Here is a 24,352-nt window from a genome sequence, read left to right as displayed (position 1 = left end):
TGTGAGTCGAAGGCGCGATCACTGATCCCACTCGTCCCCAGAAAGAGAAGCCAACTCGTGGTTGACACCGTTCCCCAGGCCCGGCGCAGCTCCGGGCTCATGCTCGCGTTACTGGCTTTCACTCAGTTCATCGTCGCCACCGACTACAACATCGTCTACGTCGCCCTGCCCGACATCGGCGACGCGCTGGGCTTCACCCCGCAGTCGCTGCAGTGGGTGGTCAGCGCCTACGCGGTGGCCTTCGGCGGCTTCCTGCTGCTCGGCGGCCGCATGGTCGACCGGCTCGGCGCCAAGCGCATCTTCATCACCGGCCTGGCCATCTTCGGCCTCGCCTGCCTGGTCGGCGGCTTCGCCACCGACCCGGGGGTGCTGATCGCGGCTCGCGCCGTCCAGGGCTTCGGCGCCGCGCTGCTCTCCCCCGCGACCCTCACCCTCATCAACATCCGCTTCAAGGAGGGTGCCCCGCGCAACCGCGCGCTGATGGTCTGGGGCGCCTCCGGCAGCGGCGGCCTCGCGGTCGGCGCGCTGCTGGGCGGTGTGCTCACCAACGCCTTCGGCTGGCAGTGGGTCCTGTGGATCCTGGTCCCGATGGCGCTGCTGGCCGCCGTCGCCGCCCCCGGCGTGCTCGGCTCGGACACCAAGTTCCCCGCCCAGAGCAGCGGCTTCGACGTCCCCGGTGCCGCGCTGGCCACCATCGGCTCCTCGCTGCTGGTGCTCGGCCTGGTCAGCGGTCCGGAGAGCGGCTGGGGCTCGCTGCGCGCGGCCGGCTCGATCGTCGCCGGCCTGCTGGTCCTGGGTGTCTTCATCCTCGTGGAGAACCGCACCAAGGACCCGGTGGTGCCGCTGCGGCTGTTCCGGAACCGCAGCCTGGTGACGGCCATCCTCGTCATCCTGGTCTTCCAGAGCGCCCTCGGCGGCTCGTACTACCTGTTCACCAACTACGTGCAGGGGGTGCTGGGTTACAGCGCACTCCAGGCCGGCCTGGCCTTCGTGCCACTGACCGTCGTCTCGATGTTCGCCTCGCTCAAGCTGGCCGGCATCATGCTCGGCAAGTGGGGCCCGCGCAACACCCTCTTCATCGGCATGCTGACCAACGGTGTCGGCATGGTGCTGCTCGCGGTGTCGATGACCAACCACGCCTCCTTCTGGGCGCTGCTGCCCGGCCTGATCATCTGGGGCATCGGCGGCGGGGCCACCTTCCCGGCGATGTTCGTCTGCGCCGCCTCCGGGGTGGCTCCGACCGAGGCCGGTATCGCCTCCGCTCTGGCCACCGCCTCCCAGCAGATCGGCGGCGCCGGCGGCCTGGCCATCCTGGTCGCCATCGCCACCCACGGCCTCGACCTGCGCTCCGGTGCCGCCCCGGCCCTATCGGCGGTCGCGGACGGCCTGCGCACCGCGATGTGGATCGGCGGCGCGGCCTCCGTGCTCGGCGGTCTGCTCGCCTTCACCTTGCCGAAGCCAGGCGCCGACGCCGGTGCCGCGGCGGGCGACGAGGCCGGCTCCGAGGTCCCCGTCATCTCGCACTGACCAACCGGGGGTCACTCCCCCACCCAGTCCGGGCCCGGGTCGCGCGTACCCCCGTCGCGCACCCCGGGCCCAACTGAACTGCGCACCGACCCCCGGGGCGGGCGGCGGGGCCCGGGTCTCGTCGACCTCGGTGGGGTCGACGCGCTCGGCGAAGAAGGCCTCGACCTCCCGCAGCACCTCGTCCCCCCGCTCCCGGTCGGCGCGGTCCTGCTCAGGGAAGGACCGCAGCCGGCCGGTCTCCAGACTGGTCAGGAAGGTCTCCGCGGCCACGCCGTCGGCGGCTGTTGGGCTCATCGATCCTGCTCTCCACGCGGTGGACTGGCGTTGTGTCGATGACAGCAAATGACGAGCCCGCCCCGGCTCCAGGCCCGGATGGCCCGCGCCGACATGCGAAAACGCGCTGACCGGACGTGGGGGAACGTCCGGTCAGCGCACACTGGTCGACCACCGGGCCGGCGGCCCAGGGATCAGGCTCAGCCGAAGAAGTTGTACGCCTTGCGGATCTTGCCCTTCTCCACGCTCAGCAGGCCGAAGCCGGTGGCGATCGGCGCGGTGGCGTCGGGGCCCAGGCTCCACGAGTACAGCACCTCGTCGTGGTGGGCGCCGATCACCTTGCTGAGGGTGAGCGGGAGGTCACCCAGCTTTGCCCGCGCGGCGGCGATGGCTTCGATGATCTCCTCGCGGTTCTTGGCCACCCAGTCGGGGTCGATGATCTGGGCGTCCTCGAAGAACAGGCCCTCCAGGGTCGCCTTGCGGCTCGCCGCGTCGAAGTCGCCCCAGGCCTGGAAGAACTTCTCGACGATCTGCTCGGCGGTGATGTCACTCATGCGTTCGGATCCTCCCCAGAATTGCCGATGACCTATGCCGCAGCACCGCTCAACAGGCGATCGCTGACTGAACTGTGCACTGGTGCCACCGGCCGGATATCTACTAAACGGCGTTCAGAATTACTACGACAGACAATAGCTCAACGCTGTTGCGAGTCAAGTGGGGGTGTCGGACCGCCGACGTGCCGTACGCGCGTATGCCGCCCGGCAGCGCCGCTACGGCGCCTGACGATAGGTTTCCCCGCCATGACTGATCTTGGAACCGTCACGTGGCCACCTGCCCCGACCACGACCGAGCGGCTTCTGCTCCGCGAGTCCGAGGCCCGGGACCCGGGCAGCGTCCCGGCGCGTTCGCTGACGCGCTTCCCGGCGAGCCGGTGGCGCTCAGTACTCAGACCGCCAACGTCGGCTCGATGCGCGTTGCGGCGAAGCTGGGGTTCACCGAGGTGAAGCGGGTCGAAGAATACGGCGCCGAGCAGTGGTTCCGTCTGTGGTCCTCGGCCACGCCGTCCGGCTGACCTCGCGCTCGACAGCGCAGACCCATGAGGGCACTGATCGATTGCCGGCCTGGGCGGCGCGCGCCCCCAGGTGCAGGGTGAGGGGCCGCAGCAGGCGTCCGGCCGTCTCGGCGACCTCGCAGCCGGCGGCGGTGGAGCCGGCGAAGGCGATCTCGTCGACGCCGGGGTGGGCGACCAGCAGGCGGCCGAGGTCGGTGCCGCCGGTGACGACGCTGAGGACACCGGGCGGCAGTCCGGCGCGTTCGGCGGCGGCGATCTCCAGGGCGCCGAGGCCGGTCTGCTCGGCGGGCTTGAGTACCACGGTGCAGCCAGCCGCGAGCGCCGGGGCGATCTTGAACATGGCGAGCGGCTGCGGGAAGTTCCACGGGACGATCGCTGCGACCACGCCGACGGGCTCACGCAGCACCACGGTCTCGCCGACGCCGTCGAACCGGGGTCGGCGGTCCTCGAGCGGGGTGGTCCGGGCGAGCCCTGCGTGGTACCGGGCCAGGCCGATCGGGGCCATGCCCTCGCTGTTGGTGGCGATGCCGATCGGCATGCCGTTCTGCACGGTGGTCAGCAGGGGCCCGCTGCTCGGCGCACTTGGCGCGATCCTCGGCGAAGCGGTCCAGCAGGTCGCCGCGCTCGTCGGGGCTCAGGCCCGCCCGGTCCGGGGCGCGCAGGGCGCGGCGGGCGGCGGCGACGGCGGCGTCGAGGTCGTCGGCGCCGGCCACCGGGGCGGTGCCGACGGGCTGCTCGTCGGCGGGCGAGTACAGCACGGTGGTGCCCCGCCGGCCGGCCGGCACCACTGCCCGTCGATGTGGAGGCAGTCGTAGTCGTACGGCATGGGGGCTCCTCTCCTGGCGACCGGGCAGATGACTCGGTCCATTGTGGGGCGGTGGGGCGGGGCGCACTTCTTCCCAGTTGCGGCGCTTTGCGGGCGGAGCCGGCGGCGCGTCGGGACCGGGAAACGGCACCGCCCCCGCCGACGGGGACGCGGCGGGGACGGTGGTCCGGGGCCTGACGCGCGGTCAGACGGTCTCGGGGTTCTTCAGGATGGTGGGCGGGGCGGCGTCCGCGACCGGGCGCGGCTTGCCGGGGGCGAAAAGCGCGGCGATCATGCCGACGGCGGAGGAGACGGCGCCCAGCACCAGGGCGGCGCGGAAACCGCCGATGGCGGAGGCCGCGTTGTCGTAGCTGCCGTTGGCGGCGAAGACCACGCTGAGGAAGGCGACGCCGAACACGCCGCCGACCTCGCGCACGGCGCTGTTGGATCCGGAGGCGATGCCCATGTCCTCCGGGGCGACCGAGCCGAACACCATGTTGATGGTGGTGGGCAGGCACATCGCGATGCCGACTCCACCGAGGATGAGCGGGACGACCAGGGCGCCGTAGCCGGTGCCCAAGCCGACCACGCCGGCGATCCAGGCCAGGCCGACCGCCTGGAGGAGCAGGCCACCGACCATGAACGGCCGGTTGCCGTGCTTGTCGGCGAGGCCGCCAGCCAGTGGGGCGACGATCATCGGCATGGCGGTCCAGGCGAGCAGCCGCAGGCCGGTGCCGAGCGGGCCCTGGCCGAAGCCGACCTGGAACAGCTGGGAGAGGATGAACAGCGCGCCGATCAGCGCGAAGTGCTGGAAGAACGCGGCGATGTTGGAGACCGTGAAGCCGCGGTTGCCAAACAGCCGCATCGGCAGCAGTGGGTTGGCGGTGCGGCGCTCCCAGGCCACGAACAGGATCAGCAGCAGCACGCCGGCGGCCAGCGAGAGCAGGACCTCGGCGCTGCCCCAACCGGCGCCGGGGACGCGGACGGCGGCCCAGACCAGGCCGAGCAGGCCGAACGAGGCGAGCAGCAGACCGACCAGGTCGATCTTGGGCGCGGTGCCGTAGCTCTCGCGGAGCAGCACGGCGGACAGCGCGGTGGCGACGGCGCCGAACGGCATGTTCAGCCAGAAGATCCAGTGCCAGTTGAGGCCTTCGGTGATGAAGCCGCCGACCACCGGGCCGGCCGCGACGGCGAGGCCGGAGACGCTGCCCCAGATGCCCATCGCCCAGCCGCGCCGCTCCGGCGGGTAAGCGTCGCCAAGCAGGGTGAGACTGACCGGGATGGCGATGCCGGCCGCGACGCCCTGGAGCACGCGGGCGAAGATCAGCACCTCGACGTTGCCGGCGATGGCGGCGAGCGCCGAGGCGAGGGTGAACAGGGCGAGTCCGAAGACGTAGACCTTCATCCGGCCGAACCTGCCGCCGAGGGCCGCGCCGGTGAGCATCAGGCAGGCGAACGCCAGGTTGTAGGCGTTGATCGTCCACTCGAGGTCGGCGAGGCTCGCGTTGAGATCGGTACGCATGGTGGGCAGTGCGGTGACCACCACCATGACGTCCAGTGAGGTCAGGAAGGCGCAGACCGCTACCAGTGCGAGCGCCCAGCCCGGGCGCACCGGGCGGTTGGTGGAGTCTGTCCTAGTTGTCACGGCGTAACCTCCGTGGGGTCGGGGCCGGCGCGTTCCTGGCCATCGCTGCTTCTGTTTCGGTGCGGTGGTGCGGGTGGGACGGTCGGCGCGGGCCACGGCGGGGCGCCGTCGCACTCAGTCCCCGTACTCGTCGTGCAGGCGCCACCACTGGTAGGGGGCGGTCTGCGGCCAGCCCTCCGGGGAGTCCTCCCAGGTCTCCTGGCGGCCGTACGGGGTGAGGTCGAGCAGGTTGAAGTCGGCGCGCAGCCGGTCGACGCCGCGTGAGCTGGTGAAGTAGGTGCGGAAGATCCGGTCGCCGTCGCGCAGGAAGACGCTCAGGCCGAACCCTCCGCCGAGGCCGCAGTCTGCGTTGAAGTCGCTGTCCTGCGAGGAGTACCAGGGCAGGGTCCAGCCCATCCGGGTGCGGTAGGCCTCGATCTGGGCGAGTGGGGCCGGGGAGGCGAGCACCATGGTGGTGTCGCGGGCGCGCAGGTGGGCCAGGTTGCCGATGTTGTCGGTGAAGGTGGAGCAGCCCTTGCAGTAGTGGTCGGAGCCGGGCTCCATCATGAAGTGGTACACGATCAACTGGCGGCGGCCCTCGAAGAGTTCGAGCAGGGTGGCCTTCCCGCCCGGGCCGTCGAACAGGTACTCCTTCTCGAACGCGACCATCGGGAGCCGACGGCGTTCGGCGGCCAGGGCGTCCAGGGCTCGGGTGGCGGCCTTCTCCTTGGCGAGCAGTGCGTCCCGAGCGGCCTGCCACTCCTGGGGCGACACGATCGGCGGAAGGCTCATGACATCTCCTGGTGGTAGTGCGTCCGGCTGGTGACTTCGAACACAGTAGCAGGTACTCCTAATTTCTAAGCAACTGTACTTCGAGAACTAAGCAATCCGGGCTATGCTGGGGCCGTGGCAGGTAAACGCAGATACGACGACGGGTGCGGGGTCGCACACGCCCTGGAGATGGTCGGCGAGCGCTGGGCGCTGCTGATCGTCCGGGACCTGCTGCTCGGCCCGAAGCGCTTCACTGACCTGCAGGCCGGACTACCCGGAGCCGGGCCAAACGTGCTCACCCAGCGCCTGCGCGACCTGGAGCAGGCCGGGGTGGTGCGACGCCGCACACTGCCCCCGCCGGCCGGCTCCCGGGTCTATGAACTCACCGAGTGGGGCGCCCAGTTGGAGCCCATCGTGGTGGCCCTCGGGCTGTGGGGGTCGCACTCCCCGGTGCTGCCCCGGGAGGGCGAGGTGCGCGCCGACTCGCTGATGATCTCGATGCGCTGCGCCTTCGATTCGGCCACCGAGCCGGCCTGGTCGGCCAGCTACGAGATCCGGCTGGACCCGGACCGGTTCACCGCCCGGGTGGTCGACGGCCGGCTGGTCGCGCTCACCCGCGGCCAGCCCACCGAGCCCGCCGACGTGGTGCTGGCGACCGCCCCGGCCACCCTGAACGCCCTGCTCAGCGGCCGCACGTCCACCGACGCGGCGCTCGCCGACGGCTCGCTGCGGCTGACCGGCGACACCGAGGCGGCCTGCCGGCTGCTGCGCGCGGCGCACTCCTGATCCCCCGTCCCGCACCCACCGTCCCACCGCACCACCCAAGTTGACCGCATTCTCAAAGAAAATGCGGCCGACTTCCGGCGCGGGCCATGCTCCCGGACAGACGGCCAGCGCATCTGGGAGGACATGGTGGGGCAGAGGACGCTACCGACACGGCAAGAACTGGTCGGCCGAGCCCCGGAGCTGGTCCCGCTGCTGCGCGAGCGCTCGCTGTGGATCGACGAGCACCGCAGACTCCCCGAGGACGTGATCGGCGCCCTCGAGGAGTCCGGGTCCTGCGGATGCAGGCGCCCGTGCAGTACGGCGGGTACGAGAGTGACCCGGCCACCCTGGTCGATGTGCACGCGGAGCTCGCCCGCGGCAACGCCTCCGCGGCGTTCTGCGTCTCGGTGTGGTCTCTGCTCAACTGGATGGCCGGGCTGTGGCCGGACGAGGTGCAGGACGAGGTATTCGCCCGGCCGAACGCTCGGGTCTGCGGCACCCTGGCGGCCTCCGGCACCGCGGTGCGGGTGCCCGGCTCCTGGCGGATGAGCGGCTCCTGGCGGTTCAACAGTGGGGTGCTGCACAGCCAGTGGAAGATCACCGCGGCCCTCCCGGAGGGCCCGGAGGGCGCCAACGGTCCGATCACCGCGCCGGTCCCCACCTCCGAGCTGGAGTTCGTGGACGACTGGCACACCTTCGGCCTGCCGGGCTCGGGCAGCGTCACCACGGTCGCCCGGGACATGTTCGTCCCCGAGGAGCGGGTGATCGCCACCGCCGACTAGTAGGGCTTGGTCAGGTCCGTATTGGGGTGGGTATGTCGCGGTGGCAGGTGGGGCAGGCGCCGGTCCAGAGGGCGAGGAGTGTCTGTAGCTCGCGGACGACCTGGTAGAGGCTCAGGCCGACGCCGCGTCTTTTGGGACTCGGGCCAGTCGTTGCAGGGTGCAGAAGGCGTGCGCGAAGGAGACGAGGGTGACGTGGTGGTGCCAGCCGTTCCAGGTGCGGTGCGGCACGTACTCGTCGGGCGCCGCACCGAGCGCGACTACCTGGTCCGTGATCCCGTAGGTGACCCGGTAGGCCAGGACCTGGGTGGCGAGGTCCATCCACTCCTGCGTCTTGTGCGCCGGTGGTACGGGACCGAGGACGGTCACAAACCACATGGGCAGCAGGGCGCGGCCGCGCAGCAGCCAGTTCAGTTTCCGCTCCGCTTTGTCGCCCTGCTCGATCAGCGACGCCTTCGCCTGCCTCAGAGTGTCGTCCTGGGCCAGTGCGGCCCGGGCGGCCTGAGCGGGGCCGGCCAGCTTCTTGGCCCGCTGATCGTGCCTCTCGGCAAGGGGGCGGGACATGCCGAAGTCCCAGACGGCCTGCTTGTACTCGCGGGACGTGCGCGGCTGACTGGCCAGGATGCCGGCGGCCTCCACCACCTTCTCGCGGTGCTCCTCGCGCTCTCCGAGCGCTTGTTCGTAGTGGCGGATGTTGAGGCGGTGGGCCTCGCGCTGGTGTCCGGGGAGCAGTCCGGAGCGTACGTTCCAGCCGTGGCTGGCGGTCCTGGCCAGCTTCTTCCACTCCGGGTCGATGGTGTCGAGGTCGGCGAGTGGGGCGCCGCCCTCGGCGAGCAGGTGCGCTTCGAGGGCCTGGACGCGGCCAGAGCCCGAGGCCCGCCGGGCGGCACAACGGCACGCCTCACCCGCGCGGGAGCCGGATTGGCGTACCGCCCACGGGGTAGAACGGACGCCGGACGCCCTCCGATGACGGAGAGCACCCCACAGACCGAACGGGAAGCCCCCGGCGATTTCGAAGGACAGACGCATGGCCAGCGGCACCGTGAAGTGGTTCAACGCCGAGAAGGGCTTCGGCTTCATCCAGCAGGACGGCGGTGGACCGGACGTCTTCGCGCACTACTCCAACATCTCCGGCAGCGGATTCCGTGAGCTCCTCGAAGGCGAGCAGGTCACCTTCGACGTGACCCAGGGCCAGAAGGGCCCCCAGACCGAGAACATCGTCCGCCGCGGCTGAACTGAGCGCCGCCCCGGAGCCCACTGTGTAGAGTGGTGTCACCGACGCGGGGTGGAGCAGCTCGGTAGCTCGCTGGGCTCATAACCCAGAGGTCGCAGGTTCAAATCCTGTCCCCGCTACTGACCGAAGGGCCCGGATCTCCGTCCGGGCCCTTCGCCGTGTCCGAACCCCGCACCGTTCAGCGTCCAGCCGGCTGTGCCCCACTCCAGCGACCGGGCCCTTCACCACGAACGTCACTCCGGCATCGGCGGAGGCCACAGGAGCCGGGCCCGGCCGTACCGAGCCCTTGCCGCATCCGCGCTCAGACTGTGAGGGCGCCCGATCTGCTCCCAGGTGGCGCCCACCTCCCGATCCGCGATCACCGCGCACCGCACCAGCTCGCTGGTCAGGTGACGGAAGTCCGCGGCCGCGGTGCTATGCAGCCCCGCGTCGGACGGGCCGGTCTCGAAACCACTGGCCTCCCACGCCCGCCGCATCCCGGGGACACGGGACCTCGTCGCCGTGTCCGTCGCCAGGCGCGCCTCCGGTTCTCCCCCCATCCTGTGAAGGAGGGGGAAGGTGAGGAGGGAGTAGTGGGGATGCAGATCGTGGTGGACCTCACGCGCTGCCAGGGCTATGCGCAGTGCGTGTTCCTCGCGCCGATGGTGTTCCAACTGCACGGGGAGGAGGGCCTGCTGTACGCCCCCGCCGTCCCCGACGACCAGCTGGAGCGCGTGCGCCAGGCCGTGGCTGCGTGCCCGGTCCAGGCCATCCTCCTCGGCGAGGAGGTGGACACCGATGTCCGGTGAACTCCGGGAGGGCCGGATCGTGATCGTGGGCGCGTCGCTGGCGGGATTGCGGGCCGCGGAGACCCTGCGCGAGGAGGGATTCACCGGCTCGCTGACCGTGGTGGGAGATGAGCCCCATCCGCCCTACGACCGGCCGCCGCTGTCCAAGCAGGTGCTGCTCGGGCAGGCGGCGGCGGACACCACCGGACTGCCGATGCGCCGGAACCCGGACGCCGAGTGGCGGCTTGGTACAGCCGCAGTCGGCCTGGACCCTCTGGAGAAGCGGGTGGTACTGGCCGACGGCGAGTCGCTGCCGTTCGACCGGGTGCTGATCGCCACCGGGACCCGGGCGCGGCCCTGGCCCAACCCGCAGGAGGCAGCCCTGGACGGGGTGTTCACTGTCCGCACCCGTGAGGACGGCGGGGAACTGGCCGAGCGGCTGGCCGCGGGGCCACGGCGCGTGCTGGTCATCGGCGGCGGCTTCGCCGGTTCGGAGATCGCGTCGGCCTGCCGGGAACGGGGGCTGGAGGTCACGGTCTGCGAACGCGGCCCGGCACCGCTGGTGGGTGCGCTCGGCGGGACGCTGGCGAAGCTTGCGGCCGCCATGCAGCGGGCCCACGGGGTGGACCTGCGGTGCGGGGTGACGGTCACCGCCCTGCGCGGCGACGAGAGCGGCCGGTTCAACGGTGCGGACCTGTCCGACGGCAGCCGCGTCGAGGCGGACGTGTGCGTCGTGGCCCTGGGCGCGGTCCGCAACGTCGAGTGGCTGGCCGACTCCGGGCTGGCCGCGGGTCCGCGCGGCATCGCCTGCGACGCCGGGTGCCGGGCTTTCAACATGTACGGAATCGTCACCGACGACGTCTTCGTGGCCGGTGACGTCTCCCGGTTCCCGCACCCGCTGTTCGGGTACCAGATGCTCTCCCTGGAGCACTGGGGCAACGCCGTCACGCAGGCGGAGGTCGCGGCTCACAACATGGTCAGTCCGGCACCGCTGCGGCGCCCGCACCTCGCCCTCCCGACGTTCTGGTCAAGCCAGTTCGGGCTCAACATCAAATCGGTGGGCGTGCCCACGTTCTCCGACCATGTGGTCATCGCGCAGGGTTCGCTGGAGGCGCGCCGTCTGGCGATGGTCTACGGCTACCAGGGGCGGGTCACCGCCGCGGTCACCGTCGACATGGCCAAGTCGCTCGAGTACTACCAGCACCTGATCGAGACCGCCGCTCCGTTCCCGCCCGCGCCCGGCGCGGCGGACCGTCCGCTCGCGGCCGAAATCCCGGTGCCCTCCGATGTGCCGGATCCCAAGGGGCTCTCCCACGGCCCCACCGTGGCGCTCACCGGTTACCTGCCCGACCGCCGACTGACCGTGGTCCAGCCCCCACGCTGACCCACGCCCCGCCCCACCACGAGGAGCCGTACGCATGGCCGCCGACACCCTCCTGGAACGGATCACCGACTACGCCAACCGCCCCGACCCCTACCCGCTGTACGCGGAACTCCGCGAGGCGGGGCCCGTGGTGCGGCAGGCGGACGGCAGCTTTCTCGTCGGCACTTACCACGAGATCACCGCCCTGCTCCACGACCCGCGGATGAGCGCCGATCCACGCTGTCGCACCACCCCGTCCCCCGGCCCGATCGAGGACATACCGAAGCCGCCGTTCCTGGTGCTCGACGACCCCGAGCACCACAGGCTGCGCACCCTGGCGATGCGGCCGTTCGGCCCGCCGCACAGCCCGGGCCGGGTCGATGCGATGCGCGGCGAGATCGACCGGATCACCAAGGACCTGACCGAGACCTTCCAGACGGGCCGGGAGGTCGACATCGTCGACGATTTCGCCTACCCGCTGCCCGTCACGGTGATCTGTCGGCTCCTCGGTGTGCCGCAGGAGGACGAACCACTGTTCCGGGGATGGTCCGACACCATAGTCACGTCCGCGGATGTCAGCACCGAAGGGGACGTGACCGAGCGGGTCCGGGCGGGCCGGCAGGCGCGGGCCGACATGGGCCAGTACCTGGTGGACCTCGCCGAACAGCGTCGCGACCGGCCCGGTGACGACCTGCTCGCCGCCTTCGTCAACGAGCCGGATCCGGCGCTGCAGCTCAGCCGCGAGGAACTCGCCGAGACCGCCGTACTGCTACTCATCGCCGGACACGAGACCACGGTCAACCTGATCACCAACGGGGTGCTCACTCTGCTGCGCCACCCCGACCGGCTGGACCAGCTTCGCCGCGACCCGGGCCTGCTGCCGAGTGCGGTGGAGGAACTGCTGCGCTACGAGCCCCCGGTCCACATGCGCCTGCGTGCCCCCCGCGCCGACATCGACATCGCCGGCACCACCATCCCCACCGGCACAGCCGTCGTGCTCGCACTGGCCTCGGGCAACCGCGACCCCCAGCGTTTCCACGAGCCCGACCGGTTCGACCCCACCCGCCCGGACAACCAGCACCTCGGCTTCGGCAGTGGCATCCACCTGTGCTACGGAGCGCCACTCGCCCGCATCGAGGCCCAAGCCGCGCTCGGCGCGCTCATCCCCCGCCTCGGCACGGCACGCCTGGTCCAGGACCCGCCCCCTTACCGGCAGAGCGCCATGCTCCGCGGACCCCGCCACCTGCCTGTGCGGCTTTGAGGACCTGTCCTCACCCAACGGCCTTGAAGATGGCCAGGGCCAGCAGCAGAAGCAGGATGCGGACCATCACCACCCAGAATGGTGTCATGGCCCCCGGGCGCCAGGTCCTCCGTGGCGCTTCCTGATGCGGCCCGAGTTCCGAAACGCCTGACTCGGCGGGCGGTGCGGCACCGGGAGCCATCACCTCCGGAACGGAAAGACCATCGGGCGGCTTCTCGTCGTGGTGTTGGGCCATCGTGTTCTCCCACGGGGAGGAAGGTCGCCGCTCGTTGCCAACCGCGTCGGCCACCAGCAGCTCCAGGGCCTCGCACCGGGCCCGGATCTCGCGCGAGATCTGCACCAGAGCGATTCGTGCCCGGAGGGCAGCTGCCGCGGCGCCACTCCAAATACATGGAGTCAACCGCGCGGGCGGTGGCGATCAGGTCGTCGGCCTGGTCGTCGGCGCCGCACGCCGCGCACCAGGTACGGATGTCGGTGTCGGAGGGCAGGGCGTCGCCCTTCTGGATACGGGTGGTCTTCGCGGGGTGCCAGCCGCACCGGGCGGAGAGTTCCTCCCGGTGAGGCCGGCGTCCTTGCGCAGGTGCTGCAAGCGCACGGCGAGCGCCTCACGGGCTGCTGGACGATGGGGATACGGGCACAGGGCTGCTCAGGGGGCCTGGACTGTGTACTTCTCGTGCGGGATACCGCGTTCCCACACCGCCCCGAACGCGGCGTGGCACAGGGCCACGGCGGCCGGATCGGTGGTGCGTTCCTTGCCGTCGGGCGCCCAGTCGCCGGTGCCGGTGAAGTGGTGGAACTGCACGAGCCGTTCGTCCAGGAGCCAGAAGTCGTTGCCGGGCAGCGCGACGTCGGAGGCGTGACGGCGGGGCAGCCGGCGCACGTCTTCCCCGGCCTGGAGGTTGAGCGGGGTGATGGCGTGCTCGTAGCGGATGCCGCGTGCGCGGCCTGCCGGTCGGTGAGCCCCTCGGTGAACTGCAACACCGACACCAGTGCCAACCGAGCCGGTGACACCGCCGGACGGCCCCGGACCGGGAACAGCCCCTAGAAATCGGAATCGGTGAAGACGGCCCCAGCGTGTCCCGCAGCCGCATCGCCAGGCACCCCTTCTGGGCTTCCCCGTGCCGAACACGATCGGGTGATTCCATGCTGGTTTCTCAAGAATCCAGAGGTGAAACGCCAAGCTCAGGCCACCCTGGGCTGATGTCAGGGTGGCCTGAGCCGCTGTCTCCGGTCTCTCCGACTCTTCTATCCGGGACCGTCGCCCGGCTCCGTCGGACCGCCCGGCCCCCGGCCGACGAGTCGGCTTCCCCAGTGGCTGCGCAGTGCTGCCACCGCCACGCAGCCACCGAGCAGCGGGCCAAGCCAGCCGGACAGCGGCAGGGCCCGTACGAGGAGCGCGACGAGTACCACGGTGACCACCGCAGCGGCCAGGTCGGCCGCCACCGCGCCACGGCGGCGCGTCGGCGCGGCCCCGGTGAAGCCGAGCAGGGCGAGGAGGCGGGAGGTGGGAGTACCGCTCGTCATGACAGCATGCCGATGAGGCAGCCGGCGCCTGCGATTGAGACGTAGCCCCAGGGACCGCCCGCGAACTTCACCAGCCGCAGGCCGTTGCGGGCGCGCTGGATGTTGACCGAGACGTGATGGGCCTGGACGGGGACATAGGCTGCGAGGGCGCCCATTCCACACTTCTTGGCGGCGTTCTTGACCGTCTTGCCGATCTTCTTCCACTTCCAGCTGAACGGGTTCCACCAGGGGTCGGCGACCACGGGGAAGGCCGTGTTGGCGTCGAACGACACCGTCTGGGTCAGAATGCCGCCCTGCAGGCGGTAACTGGTCGTCAGGGACTTGCCGTTGGCGTCCTTCGCCCAGGGCGCGGCGATGGCGGCCACCGGCTCGTTCGGGTCGGCGCTGACGATCACCACGGAACCGTCAGCTTCCTGGCGCAGGCTGGAACCCGCCGGAACGTCCACGCTCGCGCGGAATTCGTGGGGAGCGCTCGCGTTCTTGATGACCTGGAGGGTGCGGCTGCCGCCGGCGAGGGTGGGCTGGACGACGGTGTCGACCGGGCCGTTCGGGTCTGAGTGGATCACGCTGCCGTTGATGGTGACGGCACGCGGACGGTCCTCCTTGATGCCGATGCCGACGGCGGGGATGTCCTCCGGCTTCACCTGGATGGTGCCGCTGGTCTCCCAGGGGACGGTGACCGTTCCGGTCTCGGTCTCGGCAATGGCCGCGTAGGTGCTGTTGCTGCTGGAGGCAGGGGTGATGTCGGAGGCCTCCAGGACGCTGTTGGCGGCGCCCATCGCCTGGATGGCGGCGCTGGGCGTCCAGCTGGTGTCGACGGTGAAGGTGACCGGCGCGGACCAGCCGTTCGCCCAGTGCTCACCGTCGTACGCGGTGGTGCGGAAGGTGTACGTCTTGCCGCTGACGAGCTTTCCGGCGGGTACCTTCGCGGCGGCGGTGGCACCGTTGGCCACGAAGCCGGAGTTGAACTGGGTCACCACCTCGCCTGTGGCCTTGTCCTTGACCTCGAAGGTGCCCTGGATCTCGTCGTCCGCGTTGGTGTCCTCGGTGGTGAACCGCAGCGTCGGCGTGAGGCTGTTGACCTTGTAGATGCCGTTCTCGGTGTAGAAGGGCGGGCCCGCCTGCAGGTTGGATCCGTTCATGGGACGGTAGTTGAAGGTGACCGAGAGCCGGGGAATGGTGTCCTCGGGCGACTCGGAGGAGTAGAAGCGCTTCCAGGCGTAGGTGTCGTTTTCGTCCGTCGCCTTCAACGCCACCGAACCGGTCGAGGCCTTCGCGCTCGCCCAGGTCTGTGCCAGGCTGGTGACGTCGGCCTTGACCCAGCCGGCGTTATTGCACGTCGCTGAGCGGGTCTGCGTGGATGTGGCGATCTTCTGCAGCAGGGCGGGCTGGTTGGTCCAGCGGGTGCTCGTGCTGGCCGGGTTTGCCGCCCACACCTCCCAGGCCCGCGCCTCACAGGACCACGAGTGGTAGTTGTATAGCGCCAGTTCGGCGTTGGTGACCAGCGCGTCGGCGAACTGCCCCGTCTCCCAGGTCAGGAAGGAGCGGGCGGTGCGCTTGGTGGTGCCCGAGTAGTCGCCGGGCCAGCCGAGCTTGAGGTCGGTGTCGGCGGACTGGTCCGTGGTGGTGCCGGCCTGGACGAAGGTGTCGAACAGCACCGACAGGATGTCGGTGGCCGGGTCGATCGTCACCGGGTATGTGGTGGCTGGATTGGACAGGAACGTCGCGTCCGGGCGCAGCCGCAGCTCGACCGTGTCGCCGTCCTGGGACACGGTCATCGGGACGCGGGCGGTGTGGGTGTGCTCGCCCGAGCGCTCATCGGTCTTCGCGTCCCACATCGTGGGCGCGGGCATGGTGGCGACCTGCTCCCCGGAGGTCCGGTCGGTGAAGGACACCGAACCGTCGTCCTGCTGGGTTGCCTTCAGACCCGGCACCTTCAGCGGCAGGGTCATGGGCGCCGAGTCGTCGGCCGGGCGCTCCTTGAGCAGCAGGTACTGCTCAAATCCGGTGCGCGTGGCGTCGACCACCAGGTCCGCGCCGGGTATCGCCTGGGGGTAGGTCGCGCGGTGGCCGTCCAGTTCCGGCTTGGGCAGGCCGCCCTTCCACTGCACGCTGAGTGACTGGCGCCCCGAGCCGAGCGTGACCAGGTCCCGTGCCTGCGAGACGGGGGCGTCGGCCGCGGCCTTGGCGGAACGCGCCTTCGTTCCGCCGGGACCGGCAAGCTTCAGGTGTTCGGGGTGCGCCTTGGCGCGTACGGAACCATCCGCGTTGCGGGTGAAGTTGACGTCGACGTCCACCCACTTGCCGTCCCGGATCATCCGGATCGGTCCGCCGGCCTGTTCGGTGGTGAGGGTGCCGTCGGGGTTCGCCCAGGTCGTGGAGGTCTCGGTACGGCGGTCGAGAACCTCTACCCGGCGGTCGCCGACCTGAGCGGCCACCAACGCGGACTCCGCGGTGATGGCCTCAGTCACCGGAGAACCCATCGGGCTGGCGGCACTCACGGGCTCTTCGGCCGGGGGCGTGGCGGCGAGGGCGGGCAGGGGTGAACCGAGCAGCGCGACCGCCGTCAGGGCGGCGATGCCGCCGGCAGCGATGGTTCTGGAGGATCTGTGGCGTGAAGTACGCATACTCTTCCTCGGGTCATGACTAGCCATAGGAAAGGCAATGCCAGCTAAAAATTTCACGATGATCCAACCGGGCTCATGATCAAGTGTCAACCCTCGGTATTCAGCCAATGGCAGCAAGTTAGCTTCGGTTCTTCAGCGGTTGGGATTGCCTGACTGGCTCATCGGCTCGCCCTGTTTGTCCCGCGTGATGGCAGGTCGGGCCTCCGCGTGTCGCTGCGGCTGCGCCGGGGTTCCACGGCACCCGGAGGCCGTGCGGGCGATAAGCCTGCGAAAAATCGCGACGGAGACGGGCTCAACCGCCCGACGGTCAGCAAGTACCTCAAGGACCCCGCATCGGTCGCGCCGCCGAAGAGAAAAGCAGCAGATCAGCGGCCTCGGCGGGTGGTGGACGAGGTCGCGTCGCTGATCGACGCGATGCTCAGGTCCGAGATCCTGCTCAAGGCAAGGGTGATCCACGAGCGCCTGGCCCTGGAGTACGCAGTAACGATCAACTACCAGCGGGTGAAGCTCTATCTGCAGGAAGCCCGGCCCAGGATCGCGGAGGAACTGGGCATCAGCCCGGGTGAGCTGGCGGGCCTGCACCGGCGGTTCGAGGTCATCCCGGGTGTTCAGGCCCAGGTCGGCTGGGGAGACGAGGCAAGATCCTCGCTCATGTCGGCATGCGATCGCCGACGGACGACGTCGCGAACGCTACTGCTCGAACGGGTGCGGTCACTGGTGGCACAGGCTGTCCGCCGCTGACTGACCCCTCCGTCTGCACCTGCGCACGGCTCGGCTCCTGCCGTTCACGATGGCCGGGCGCCGGCGCACGGGGGCCCTCCGTGTGGAAGGCCCCCGTGTTCTGCCGTTCCTCTCACGGACAGGGCATGGCCGCTCTACCGCAGAGCGATGCGCACAGGCCCACCGCTGGGTGAGACGGCCTCGAGCACGCTTGAGGGGACGCGGAAGACACGCCCCGGGGCGGCGGGCCAGGAAAGGGTGCGACGGGCGATGACCCGTCCGTCCTGACGGACGGTCACCTTCGGGAAGCGGACGTACTCATCACTCCACAGCAACAGCCGGCCGCGCGGGGGCGCCGGGTCGTGGGGGCGGAAGATCTGCGGCGCCACCCAGCGGAAGGGTGCGTCAGCGACCAGGCGTACGCCCTCGGCGGGTTCGCGCATGCCGTGCAGCTGGTTGATGACCTGTTCGGCGACGTGTTTGCCGTCGAGTGCGGCGACATCGGCCGTGTCGACGGGGTGCAGCACATTGCCGGCGGCGTAGACACCGGGTCGACTGGTGCGCAGGGCTGTGTCGGTGAGCGGGCCGAGGGTGCCCGCATCGAGAGTGATGCCGGCGGCGCGTGCGAGTTCGTGGTCGGGGATCCAGTCGCCGGTGAAGACAACGGTGTCGCAGGCGACGGTGCGGCGCCGGCCCGTGTCGAGGTGTTCGATCTCGACGGCCTGGCAACGGCCTTTGCCGATGATCCGGGTGATGCGGGTGCGGGTGGCGACGGGGACGCGCAGCACCGTGCGTCCTGCCGCGTTGAAGGCGGCGTAGGACTCGGCCTTCGGGTACTGGCTGATCATGAGTGCGGGGGTGCAGCCCGCTTCGCGCAGGGTGACGGCCGCGGACCAGCTGACGAGTTCTCCGCCGACGATGACGGCCCGTTTGCCGACGGGGCGGTGGTGAAGGTGGACGAGATTCTGGAGTTGTCCGGTGGTGTACACGCCGTGGGGGCGGTCGCCGGGGACACGGCGCGCGGTGCGGGGACGTTCGCGGGCTCCGGTGGCGAGCACGATGGCCCGGGGGCGGATCCGGTAGCGGCCGTCGGGGCTGGTGACATCGACGGTGTGTTCGTCCGACCATCCGGTGACCATGGTGCGGGTGCGAATCTCGGCCCCGGCAGCGGTGGCCTGCTTCACCAGGTGGCGTGCGTAGGCGGGGCCGGACATGACGCGGTGCAGGTCACGCAGGCCGTAGCCGGTGTGGTCGCTGTGACGGGGAATGCCACCGGCGGCGGGTTCGCGGTCGACCGCGAGGATATGACCGCCGTGGCGGGTGGCCAGTTCGGAGGCCGCGGTCAGGCCCGCAGGCCCTGCGCCGATGATCAGGACATCGGGGGTGATCAGGGAGGGCTGTTGGGTCATCGGTTGTCCTTGTGCTGGCGGCTGCTGCAGCCGTCGTGGGTGTCGTGCTGTTCGAGCAGGGCCGTGACGGCAGCTCCGCAGAAGAAGCCCTGGCAGCGACCGTTCATGGCGCGGGTGCGGCGACGCAGTCCTTCGAGACTGCGGGCGGGCACGGAGGCGTGGCAGGCGTCGCGGATCTCGCCCTCGGTGACGCGTTCGCAGAAGCAGACGACGGTGCCGTAGGCGGGGTCACGGGCGATGAGGTCGGCGTCCTGGTAGGGGCGCAGACCGGCTTCGCCGAGGTTGGGCATCTGCGGTGGGTCGGGCAGGTCGCTGCGGGTACGCAGGGGCAGGCCCGCTTCTTTCAGCAGGGTGCGGACGTGTTCAGCGATGGCGATGCCGGCGGTCAGGCCGGTGGAACGGATGCCGCCGACAAGGAGGTAGCGCTGCTCGGGGGTGGCCTCGATGAGGTAGTCGGAACGGTCGATGGCGGCACGCAGTCCGGCGTAGCTGGCGGTGACCTCCTCGGCCAGCAGCCGGGGCATGAGTCGTTCGCCCTTGCTGAGGAGGAAGTCGAAACCGTCCTCGGACGTTGCGGTGTCGGTGCGGTCGGTGCGGTCCTCGGCTGTGGGGCCGAGCATGACATTGCCGTAGATGGTCGGGGAGATCAGGACGCCCTTGCCGCGGGAAGTGGGCACCGGCAGCACAATCTTGTCGACCATGGGGCGGGCGAGCTTGTCGAAGACGAACAGCTCGCCGCGGCGGGGAGTGACGGTGAAGCGGTCGTGGCCGAAGAGCCGGTCGATGTGGTCGGCGCCGAGGCCGGCGGCGTTGACGACCCATCGGGCCCGGACGTCACCGGCCGAAGTGCGCAGCGTGGTGATCTCCGGGCCCTCGTCGAGGCCGGTGACGGCGTGTTCGAGAAGGATCGTGGTTCCGCGCTGCTGTGCGTCGGTGGCCAGTGCGAGGTTGGTGGTCCAGGTGCAGATGATGGACTCGTCCGGCACACTCAGGCCGCCGAGCACGCCGTCACCAAGGTCGGGAAGGACACGGTAGACCTGGTCGGCGTCGATGATCCGGCAGTGTTCGTAACCGTTGGCCTCGGCCTTCTCCTTCAGGCCGGGCAGCGCCTGGAGTTCTTCCTCGTTCCAGGCCACCAGTACGGCACCGGTGTGCTCGACCGGGATGCCGGTGGCCTTGGCATAGGCGCTGAGCAGGTGGTAGCCGCGGCTGACGAGCCGGGACTCCAGAGTGCCGGGCTTCGCATCGAAGCCGGTGTGGAGGATGGCGGTGTTGGCTTTGCTGGTTCCGTCGCCCACGTCGTCGCGGGCCTCGATCAGCGCGACGGAGACGTCGCATCCGGACAGTTCGCGTGCGATGGCCGCGCCGACGATTCCTCCGCCGATGACGGCGACGTCGAAGACGTCGGTCCTGGGGCGTTGACGTGTGGCGGTCATGTGTGTTCTCCCTTGGTGGCGCAGGCCGTGGCGGCCTGCGCCCATGTGGTGCGGAACTCCTCGGCCCGGTCCGGGGACCAGCGGGGTTCGTAGACGGTTGTCGGCTGCCAGTCGCCGACCGCCTCCTTGAGGCTGAGCGCAGGGTCCAGGGCGCAGTGGGCCAGGGCGGCCGCGCCGAGGGGAGTGGCGTGGGCGTGGGGGTAGATGTCCACCGGGATCTGGGCGATGTCGGCCTGGGCCTGCATGAGGGTGGCGGAGTTGGTCAGTCCACCGTCCGCACGCAGCCGGGTCAGCGGTCGTCCCAGGTCGCCCGCGACCAGCCCGCACAACTCGGCGACCTGCGCGGCGACGCCTTGCAGGACGGCGAGGACGAGGTGCTCGCGGCGGGTCGCCAAGGTCAGTCCGGTGAAGGAAGCGGTCGCGTCCGGCGCCCACCAGGGGGCCGCGAGGCCGGCGAAGGCGGGCACGCACAGCGCTCCCTGGGCGTCCGTCGCGGCCGTGGCGTCGAGGTCCGTGGCCGACTGGATGAGGCCGAGGTCCTGCAGCCATCGCACCGCGGAGGCGACGGTGTAGACCTGGCCGTCCACGCAGTAGGGCGTCTGTCCCGCGGCCCGCCAGGCGACCGAGGTGGTCAGGCCTGCGCTCGATCGCACCGGGTTCAGGCCGGTGTTGGCCAGCAGGAAGGCGCCGGTGCCGTAGGTGCATTTGGCCGTGCCCTGCTCCAGGCAGCCCTCTGCCACCAGTGCCGCCTGCTGGTCGACGATCAGGCCGGCGACCGGGATGTCCCCGCCGAAGGCCCGGGTGGTGCCGACGATCTCGTCGCAGGCGACGATGCGGGGCATCCGCTCGTCACCGAGACCGAACAGGTCGATGAGTTCGCCGTCCCAGGCCGCGGTGTCCAGGTCGAGGATCAGCGACCGGCTCGCGGTGGCAGCGTCGGTGACGAATTCGCCGGTGAGATGGTGCACCAGCCAGGTGTCCGTGGTGGTCACCACGCCGTCGCGGGTGACATTGCGGCGCAGCCAGGTCATCTTGGGGGCAGAGAAGTACGGATCCAGGACGAGCCCGGTGCGCCGCGCGATGTGCGAGGCGTGTGGGGCCAGTTCGCTACACACGCTCTCCGCGCGGCGGTCCTGCCACACGATGGCCTGCGACAGGGGGTTGCCGGTGGCAGGGTCCCAGGCCAGCACCGTCTCGCCCTGATTGGCCAGGGCCACGCAGTCGACCGGCCGGCTGGCCATGCTGACTGCTCGGCGGCCTGCTTTGAGGACGGAGTCGAGCAGTTCGTGCGGGTTCTGTTCGACGCCTCCGCCGGCCAGATAGGTGGGGCGGACGGCCTCCTCGGCGATGGCGACGGTGCCGTCCTCGGTGTCGACGACGATGGCCTTCGTACCGGAGGTGCCCTGGTCGATGGCGAGAATCGCGGTCATCGTGCGCCCTCTTCGGCGACGGCGGCATTCGGCTTCAGGGTGGCGGTGTCGGTGGCGTCCAACGCGCGGTCGACGTCGGCCATGTCCGGCATGGTCAGCCCGCTGCGGCCCCTGCGGGCCAGCAGGGCGGCGAAGTAGACGGCGCCGATCGCGAACAGCACCAGGACGTAGGTCCATGGAGCGCGGAAGGACGCGTCGCGGAAGATCAGCAGCTCGTACACCAGCCAGACGCCGGCGACGACGAGGACCGGAATCTCCCAGCGGCCCAGAGAGAAGCCCTGGGTCGGGGGCAGGGAGCGGCGCTTGATCGCGTACATCAGCACGGTTCCGGCGTAGATGATGGCCGGCAGCAGGGTGCCCGCGGAGAACAGCTGGAAGAGCGCGTCCTGGGAGCGGGAGAAGACCGCGAGGATGATCTGCCCGATCAGCATCATGAACACGGAGGCGTTCAGCGGAGTAGCGGTGCGCCCGTGGACTCGCTTGAGTAGCTGCCAGCCGGGGAAGCGCTCGTCCCGGGACATCGCGTACACCAGACGGGTTCCGCTCAGGGTGATCACCAGGCCGCACGAGAAGATCGAGACCACGACGAGGACCAGCAAGATCTTACCGACGACGGAGCCGAGCACAGCGGTGATCACGGTGGCCACCGGCGTCGCCGACGCACCGACACCGTCGATCCGGCCGGCCGCGGCGGTGACGGCGACCAGGAACAGAAAGCCGAGCACGCCCAGGGAGAGCACGGCCTGCACCATCGCCTTGGGGATGACCCGGGCGGGGTTCTTGGTCTCCTCGGCCAGGTTGGCCGCCGACTCGAAACCGACGATGGTGAAGGCGCCAAGCAGGAACGCCATGGCGAACGGTCCGGCGTGGGTGGTGCCGCCCAGCGCGTAGTAGCCACTGGCGGGAACAGTCCCGGTGTCGAAGAGGTGGCCGAAGTCCAGCTTGCCGGTGATGGCGCCCACGACGAACAGCAGCACCGTAAGGGCGATCATGCCTATGAGCTGCACCGTCACCGCCACCTTGTTGACCCGGTGGGTGGTGCGGGTCGAGGCCGCGACCAGCACGGACTGGAGCAGCACCACCACGGCCGTGATCACCCAGGCGTTCTGCGTGGTGCCGACGTAGCGGAACAGCTCCGGAAGGATGGTGGACGCGATCGTGTAGTCCACGGCGATCAGCACCACGCCGAGGAAGGCGAACGAGATCCAGCCCATGATCCAACCCCACACGGGACCGACGATCCGCGACACCCACTGGTAGGAGTAGCCGCTGATCGGGATACGGGCCGCGAGCGCACCGAAGACAAGGGCGATGGACAGCTGGCCGATCACCGAGATCGGCCAGGCCCAGATGCCGCGCGGGCCGGAGGTCGCGAGAACCGATCCGTAGGTGGTGAAGATCCCGGTCGCGATCGACACGAACCCGAAGGCGACGGAGAACGAGGCGTACCAGCCCAGTTCCCGGGTCATCCGCTGGGTGGTCTCGCCGCTCTTCGGACCGTCTGGTCTCTGTCCTTGAAGACCTTCTTCTGTGTGTGCCATGAACTCGTCCCTGCTTCAGGGTGGTGCCCCACCTTCGAGGGTGGGGGCTACCGGACGTGGAGGAAACCGAACGTGATCGACGGCACAGTCACGCCCGCACAGGGGCTGACGGGAGCATCCGATGACCGTTTCTGTGGAAACTTGACCGCCGATTCCTGAAAGTGTGGACCTCTGCCTGCATGGCGTCAAGGGTTGCCTTTCGCGCAACTTTCCTGGCAGCCGGAAGGCGCCGCACGGCGGAGGCGAAACCCATGGAAAGGAAAGAGGGGCGATCGATCGCCGGAGGTCGAGGCCCCGGGGTGCGTCCGCTCAGCGACCTGGATGCCGGCGGTAGGATCCAGTCAGAGATCCACAGAAACAGTCACCCCGAGGGGGTCAGTCGTGCTCGCTGCCGAGCGCCACCGCAAAATCGCCGCCGAGGTCGCCCGGCTCAAGTTCGTCACCACCGATGACCTCACCACCCTGCTGGGCGTCTCCCCCGAGACGGTCCGCAGGGATCTCGCCTTGCTCGAACGGCGCGGCGAGCTCTCCCGGGTTCACGGCGGCGCCACCAGCCGCATGGCACCGGTCGGCGAGGAGGCGTCCTTCAGCGAACGCACCGGCACCCTTGCCGCGGAGAAGGGATCCATAGGCCGGGCGGCTGCAGCGCTCATCGAGCCGAACCAGACCGTCGTCATCGATGTCGGCACCACCGCCCTGGAAGTGGCCCGCGCCCTGCCCGCCGACCACGTCGGCGTCATCGCCACCCCCTCCCTGCTCGTGGCCGCAGAAGTCAGCACGCGCCCCCGAGTCGAGGTGCTGGTCAGCGGCGGCCGACTCCGAGCCGGCGACCTGGCCTGCTCCAGTGCACAGACCGTGGAGTTCTTCGGTAACCTGCGCGCGGACGCCGTCTTCGTGGGATCCGGCGGTATCGCCCCCTACGGCCTGACCGACTTCCACCTCGACGAAGTGGCCACCAAGCGAGCTATGCTCGCCAACGCCTCCCACCGCTATGTGCTGGCCGACTCGAGCAAGTTCGGCCGCACGGCCGCGCACCGCGTCTGCGAGCTGAACGGCTTCGACACCCTCATCACCGACAAGCCGTGCCCGGACGAACTGCGCACCGCCCTCAGCCGGGCCGGCGGCAGCACCATCATCGCCTGACCCCCCACCCGCACCGGCGCGGGCACCGGCGGCCCTGCCGTCAGTCGGCGCACTCGCCCTGGCTCCCCACCGCGCAGGTCGTGATCGGTGATCAAGGCTCAGACACGCGATCGCCAACCGCGCGCGAGCTGGTTGGTCTGCCGCCATGCTGAACACACACCGCCTGCGCGTTCTGACCGAAGTCCATCGGAGTGGAAGAATCGCCGGGGCGGCGTGCGAACAGAAGCTGTCGCCCCCTCCGCCCCGGAGCCGACCACCGACTCCGAGACCACCGACCCCGC

At 70.1% G+C, this 24,352-nt stretch carries 22 protein-coding genes, 1 tRNA gene and 4 pseudogenes; 10 read left to right on the top strand and 17 right to left on the bottom strand.

Translation table 11 applies throughout. The annotated features are described in order from the left end of the window. Positions 1–57 precede the first annotated feature (57 nt). Positions 58–1,527 (top strand): MFS transporter, encoded by a 1,470-nt coding sequence (locus ACWDEX_RS14445; RefSeq protein WP_450463623.1) that lies wholly within the window; start codon positions 58–60, stop codon positions 1,525–1,527. Between the two features lie 473 nt (positions 1,528–2,000). Here ACWDEX_RS14445 and ACWDEX_RS14440 read toward each other — a convergent pair whose 3' ends face one another. The 5 genes and pseudogenes from ACWDEX_RS14440 to ACWDEX_RS14420 form a co-directional block, all read right to left on the bottom strand. Next, positions 2,001–2,354 (bottom strand): hypothetical protein, encoded by a 354-nt coding sequence (locus ACWDEX_RS14440; protein WP_450463622.1) that lies wholly within the window; start codon positions 2,352–2,354, stop codon positions 2,001–2,003. A 438-nt stretch (positions 2,355–2,792) separates the two neighbouring features. Next, on the bottom strand, positions 2,793–3,410 hold the full coding sequence (locus ACWDEX_RS14435) for an aldehyde dehydrogenase family protein (protein WP_450463621.1): 618 nt from the start codon (positions 3,408–3,410) through the stop codon (positions 2,793–2,795). A 115-nt stretch (positions 3,411–3,525) separates the two neighbouring features. Further along, positions 3,526–3,585, bottom strand: a pseudogene (locus tag ACWDEX_RS14430) (hypothetical protein); the annotation flags it as partial. 297 nt (positions 3,586–3,882) lie between these two features. Further along, a complete protein-coding gene (locus tag ACWDEX_RS14425; RefSeq protein ID WP_450463619.1) occupies positions 3,883–5,322 on the bottom strand; it encodes a DHA2 family efflux MFS transporter permease subunit in 1,440 nt (479 codons plus the stop codon). 114 nt (positions 5,323–5,436) lie between these two features. Beyond that, positions 5,437–6,093, bottom strand: coding sequence for a DUF899 domain-containing protein (locus ACWDEX_RS14420; RefSeq protein WP_450463618.1), 657 nt, complete (start codon positions 6,091–6,093; stop codon positions 5,437–5,439). Between the two features lie 114 nt (positions 6,094–6,207). Here ACWDEX_RS14420 and ACWDEX_RS14415 point away from each other — a divergent pair, with 114 nt between their 5' ends. Both ACWDEX_RS14415 and ACWDEX_RS14410 read left to right on the top strand, forming a co-directional pair. Then, entirely contained in the window at positions 6,208–6,858 is a 651-nt protein-coding gene (locus ACWDEX_RS14415) for a winged helix-turn-helix transcriptional regulator (RefSeq protein WP_450463617.1), read from the top strand. Positions 6,859–7,136: 278 nt separating this feature from the next. Beyond that, entirely contained in the window at positions 7,137–7,619 is a 483-nt protein-coding gene (locus ACWDEX_RS14410) for a hypothetical protein (protein WP_450463616.1), read from the top strand. Between the two features lie 111 nt (positions 7,620–7,730). On the opposite strand, the gene ACWDEX_RS14405 is transcribed toward ACWDEX_RS14410, so the two are convergent. Further along, on the bottom strand, positions 7,731–8,645 hold the full coding sequence (locus ACWDEX_RS14405) for a CopG family transcriptional regulator (RefSeq protein ID WP_450463679.1): 915 nt from the start codon (positions 8,643–8,645) through the stop codon (positions 7,731–7,733). Here ACWDEX_RS14405 and ACWDEX_RS14400 point away from each other — a divergent pair. Beyond that, on the top strand, positions 8,644–8,850 hold the full coding sequence (locus ACWDEX_RS14400) for a cold-shock protein (RefSeq protein ID WP_450463615.1): 207 nt from the start codon (positions 8,644–8,646) through the stop codon (positions 8,848–8,850). The two genes, ACWDEX_RS14405 and ACWDEX_RS14400, sit on opposite strands and share 2 nt — an antisense overlap. 45 nt (positions 8,851–8,895) lie before the next feature. Beyond that, a tRNA-Met gene (locus ACWDEX_RS14395) sits at positions 8,896–8,969 on the top strand. Between the two features lie 114 nt (positions 8,970–9,083). Here the strand turns inward: ACWDEX_RS14395 and ACWDEX_RS14390 are convergent. Beyond that, on the bottom strand, positions 9,084–9,389 hold the full coding sequence (locus ACWDEX_RS14390; protein ID WP_450463614.1) for a hypothetical protein: 306 nt from the start codon (positions 9,387–9,389) through the stop codon (positions 9,084–9,086). 39 nt (positions 9,390–9,428) lie between these two features. On the opposite strand from ACWDEX_RS14390, the gene ACWDEX_RS14385 reads away from it, so the two are divergent. The 3 genes from ACWDEX_RS14385 to ACWDEX_RS14375 are packed head-to-tail and all read left to right on the top strand — an operon-like array spanning position 9,429 to position 12,241. Further along, positions 9,429–9,638, top strand: coding sequence for a ferredoxin (locus ACWDEX_RS14385; protein ID WP_450463613.1), 210 nt, complete (start codon positions 9,429–9,431; stop codon positions 9,636–9,638). Next, positions 9,628–11,001, top strand: a complete 1,374-nt coding sequence (locus ACWDEX_RS14380; RefSeq protein WP_450463612.1) for an NAD(P)/FAD-dependent oxidoreductase — start codon at positions 9,628–9,630, stop codon at positions 10,999–11,001. Before ACWDEX_RS14385 ends, ACWDEX_RS14380 begins: the two co-directional genes overlap by 11 nt. Before the next feature lie 34 nt (positions 11,002–11,035). Next, positions 11,036–12,241, top strand: coding sequence for a cytochrome P450 (locus tag ACWDEX_RS14375; protein WP_450463611.1), 1,206 nt, complete (start codon positions 11,036–11,038; stop codon positions 12,239–12,241). 10 nt (positions 12,242–12,251) lie between these two features. Here ACWDEX_RS14375 and ACWDEX_RS14370 read toward each other — a convergent pair whose 3' ends face one another. From ACWDEX_RS14370 to ACWDEX_RS14345, 6 genes and pseudogenes are all read right to left on the bottom strand, one after another. Continuing rightward, a complete protein-coding gene (locus tag ACWDEX_RS14370; protein ID WP_450463610.1) occupies positions 12,252–12,581 on the bottom strand; it encodes a DUF6480 family protein in 330 nt (109 codons plus the stop codon). Between the two features lie 31 nt (positions 12,582–12,612). Beyond that, positions 12,613–12,836: pseudogene (locus ACWDEX_RS14365) on the bottom strand (helix-turn-helix domain-containing protein); the annotation flags it as partial. A 51-nt stretch (positions 12,837–12,887) separates the two neighbouring features. After that, a pseudogene (locus ACWDEX_RS14360) lies at positions 12,888–13,172 on the bottom strand (DUF6879 family protein); the annotation flags it as partial. Between the two features lie 2 nt (positions 13,173–13,174). Continuing rightward, positions 13,175–13,279: pseudogene (locus ACWDEX_RS14355) on the bottom strand (transposase); the annotation flags it as partial. A gap of 207 nt (positions 13,280–13,486) precedes the next feature. Further along, on the bottom strand, positions 13,487–13,765 hold the full coding sequence (locus ACWDEX_RS14350; RefSeq protein ID WP_450463609.1) for a hypothetical protein: 279 nt from the start codon (positions 13,763–13,765) through the stop codon (positions 13,487–13,489). Next, positions 13,762–16,392: a DNRLRE domain-containing protein gene (locus ACWDEX_RS14345; protein WP_450463608.1), complete on the bottom strand. Its 2,631-nt coding sequence runs from the start codon at positions 16,390–16,392 to the stop codon at positions 13,762–13,764. Before ACWDEX_RS14345 ends, ACWDEX_RS14350 begins: the two co-directional genes overlap by 4 nt. Before the next feature lie 562 nt (positions 16,393–16,954). On the opposite strand from ACWDEX_RS14345, the gene ACWDEX_RS14340 reads away from it, so the two are divergent. Continuing rightward, on the top strand, positions 16,955–17,137 hold the full coding sequence (locus tag ACWDEX_RS14340; RefSeq protein WP_450463606.1) for a DUF5958 family protein: 183 nt from the start codon (positions 16,955–16,957) through the stop codon (positions 17,135–17,137). 130 nt (positions 17,138–17,267) lie between these two features. Here ACWDEX_RS14340 and ACWDEX_RS14335 read toward each other — a convergent pair whose 3' ends face one another. Genes ACWDEX_RS14335 through ACWDEX_RS14320 form a run of 4 tightly spaced genes read right to left on the bottom strand, consistent with a single transcriptional unit; the run spans position 17,268 to position 22,928 of the window. Further along, the gene (locus ACWDEX_RS14335; protein WP_450463605.1) at positions 17,268–18,521 is read right to left on the bottom strand and encodes an NAD(P)/FAD-dependent oxidoreductase; all 1,254 of its coding nucleotides are present in this window, start codon (positions 18,519–18,521) and stop codon (positions 17,268–17,270) included. Then, complete coding sequence (locus tag ACWDEX_RS14330) at positions 18,518–19,957, bottom strand: FAD-dependent oxidoreductase (protein ID WP_450463604.1); 1,440 nt, start codon at positions 19,955–19,957, stop codon at positions 18,518–18,520. The genes ACWDEX_RS14335 and ACWDEX_RS14330 overlap by 4 nt, the downstream gene beginning before the upstream one ends. Beyond that, complete coding sequence (locus tag ACWDEX_RS14325) at positions 19,954–21,387, bottom strand: FGGY family carbohydrate kinase (RefSeq protein ID WP_450463603.1); 1,434 nt, start codon at positions 21,385–21,387, stop codon at positions 19,954–19,956. The genes ACWDEX_RS14330 and ACWDEX_RS14325 overlap by 4 nt, the downstream gene beginning before the upstream one ends. Further along, a complete protein-coding gene (locus tag ACWDEX_RS14320) occupies positions 21,384–22,928 on the bottom strand; it encodes an APC family permease (protein ID WP_450463602.1) in 1,545 nt (514 codons plus the stop codon). Before ACWDEX_RS14320 ends, ACWDEX_RS14325 begins: the two co-directional genes overlap by 4 nt. A 381-nt stretch (positions 22,929–23,309) precedes the next feature. Here ACWDEX_RS14320 and ACWDEX_RS14315 point away from each other — a divergent pair, with 381 nt between their 5' ends. Next, positions 23,310–24,071 (top strand): DeoR/GlpR family DNA-binding transcription regulator, encoded by a 762-nt coding sequence (locus ACWDEX_RS14315; protein ID WP_450463601.1) that lies wholly within the window; start codon positions 23,310–23,312, stop codon positions 24,069–24,071. Positions 24,072–24,352: the final 281 nt, after the last annotated feature.

This window comes from Streptomyces sp. NPDC001020 (assembly GCF_053599115.1).
The sequence above is the reverse complement of the archived record's forward strand: the minus strand, read 5'-3'. Positions and strand labels throughout refer to the sequence as shown.